Here is a 2,136-nt window from a genome sequence, read left to right as displayed (position 1 = left end):
TGTAGATCAAATCCACCGTTGATGGTGGCATCTTCCAGACTTCCGCGTTCTGTGGCATAAAAGGCTTCAAGCATGTGTCTTTTTTCCTTACGCAGTCTGATGGAAATTGATGGGTGTATTTTAGACAAGGATTTGCCGAAAAACACTTGCCAATACGCTATTTTGCAAAAAAAACTCTGTCGATAGTCTAGTTTGTCAGCATGACAGTTCAATAAAACGGTTTTTATACTATGAATTCAATTTGTATTTTCTGTGGTTCATCTCTTGGTTCAAACCCAATCTTTCAACAAATTGCTCAATTAACCGGTGAAGCTATTGCTAAACAAGGTAAAACACTCGTTTATGGCGGTGGCCGTTCTGGTTTAATGGGTGTTGTTGCTGATAGTGCTTTGCAAGCCGGCGGGCAGGTCATTGGGGTAATTCCTCGTGCTTTAGTTGATCGCGAGTTAGCTCATCCTGGACTGACAAAATTATATGTCGTCGAAAATATGCATGAGCGTAAAACCAAAATGGCAGATCTGTCGGACGGTTTTATTGCTTTACCAGGTGGGGCAGGTACATTGGAAGAAATCTTTGAACAATGGACATGGGCACAATTAGGTATTCATCAAAAGCCGTGTGCTTTTCTAAATGTAGCTGGCTTTTATGAAGATTTGCTTAAAATGATTCAAGGAACTGTAGATAACGGATTTAGCCAAGCACGGTTTGTTGATAAATTGATTGCCTCAGACAAAATTGAAGATATTCTTCAACAATTTGAGCAATATCAGGCTCCTGCTCCGAAATGGACAAATGCCGACGTTCAACCATAAATGAGGTTAAATAGGTGAAAACTATTACGGTCGCCGCTGCGGTGATCTTAAATGAACAAAATGAATTATTGCTTGTCAGAAAGCGTAATACACAAGCTTTTATGCAGGTAGGCGGTAAATTGGAGCCGAATGAGGCTCCGGAAACTGCTATACAGCGTGAAATCTTGGAAGAAATAGGCAGCCCGTGTGTAATAGAACAGTTTATAGGGCGTTTTGAGACAGCAGCTGCCAATGAACCGGATCATACGCTTATTAGCCATTTATATTTGGTTCGATTAAAACAGTCCCCACAAATTGCAGCTGAAATTGCTGAAATGAAGTGGGTGAAATTTAATGATTCCGAGACAAAACTTGCACCATTAACCAAAGAAATTGTAATTCCGTGGTGTGAGCAGAACTTATCTATAACTCTATAATTTTAATATGATGTAGATGAAGCAGCAGCTAGGCAACTGGCATGAATAGATGTACACCCTAGCTGTTTTAGCGCCTGATTCAAAGCGTGAATTGAACTTCCTGTTGTGATTACATCATCAATAATCAGCACACGACGATAACGCCGTTTTTCTTGAGTGAGCGCAACAAATTGCTGTTCAATATTTTCAAATCTTTCGAGTCGAGATAATCCCTTTTGAGAATGCTCATTTAAGCGTTGTACAGGCTGCCAAACTGGTATTTTTAATTGCTTACTCAAAAGATTGGCAAGTAATAAGGATTGATTAAAACCTCGTTCAGTTAAACGTTGTTTAGAAATAGGCATGGGTACAATCGCTTGTACCTTAGGAAATTTTAATTGCTGTAAAACTTCAGCGAGTAAGGTTTGGTAATGTAATTTTTGTTCATATTTAAACTGCTGAATAATCCGGTTAATTGGATAGGCGTAGTGACAGGCCACAAGAACAGACTGATCATTGCGCTGAATGGTTTGCTTAAGCCACGGTAGCTGTTCCCAGCATTCTTTACAAAGAGAATATTTTTCCCGTGTTCCTATTTCGCAAAGTAGGCAAGGGGACAGCAACTGAAAAAGATAATGTGGGTTTAAAAACTTAAACATATGCGTATCGAGGAGCTTCGGGAAGCCAGCGCTTCAATAAGGCATCAGCTTGCTCAGGGTAATCTTTTAGAACTTGTTGTGCAACGTAGTGTGCTTGACTCAATAAATGATCATCTCGCTCTAAACGTGCGACACGGAAACCCATATCACCTGTTTGTTTTGTTCCTAATAACTCACCCGGGCCTCTTAGCTCAAGATCTTTTTCAGCAATAACAAAGCCATCATTACTTTCTCTTAAAATTGAAAGTCTTTCTTGCCCATTTTGTGAAA

The 2,136-nt window shown here is 39.7% G+C and carries 4 protein-coding genes and 1 pseudogene; 2 read left to right on the top strand and 3 right to left on the bottom strand.

Annotation, left to right across the window (positions count from 1 at the left end; all coding sequences use genetic code 11):
• A partial coding sequence (locus tag C1642_RS19210) for a hypothetical protein (protein WP_228153847.1) occupies positions 1-74 on the bottom strand: 74 nt, incomplete at its 3' end.
• A gap of 156 nt (positions 75-230) precedes the next feature.
• On the opposite strand from C1642_RS19210, the gene C1642_RS11540 reads away from it, so the two are divergent.
• Both C1642_RS11540 and C1642_RS11535 read left to right on the top strand, forming a co-directional pair.
• Positions 231-812 (top strand): TIGR00730 family Rossman fold protein, encoded by a 582-nt coding sequence (locus tag C1642_RS11540; protein WP_001084310.1) that lies wholly within the window; start codon positions 231-233, stop codon positions 810-812.
• 14 nt (positions 813-826) lie between these two features.
• Entirely contained in the window at positions 827-1,228 is a 402-nt protein-coding gene (locus C1642_RS11535) for an NUDIX hydrolase (protein ID WP_000849705.1), read from the top strand.
• 2 nt (positions 1,229-1,230) lie between these two features.
• Here the strand turns inward: C1642_RS11535 and C1642_RS11530 are convergent, their stop codons facing one another.
• Both C1642_RS11530 and C1642_RS19205 read right to left on the bottom strand, forming a co-directional pair.
• The gene (locus tag C1642_RS11530; RefSeq protein ID WP_103236356.1) at positions 1,231-1,866 is read right to left on the bottom strand and encodes a ComF family protein; all 636 of its coding nucleotides are present in this window, start codon (positions 1,864-1,866) and stop codon (positions 1,231-1,233) included.
• Positions 1,859-2,136 (bottom strand): annotated as a pseudogene (locus tag C1642_RS19205) (ATP-dependent DNA helicase RecG); the annotation flags it as partial. The gene C1642_RS11530 and the pseudogene C1642_RS19205, both read right to left, overlap by 8 nt.

This window comes from Acinetobacter sp. AKBS16 (assembly GCF_002899995.1).
Taxonomy (GTDB): domain Bacteria; phylum Pseudomonadota; class Gammaproteobacteria; order Pseudomonadales; family Moraxellaceae; genus Acinetobacter; species Acinetobacter baumannii.
Note: the sequence above shows the minus strand (reverse complement) of the source record. Positions and strands in the feature narration are given on the sequence as shown.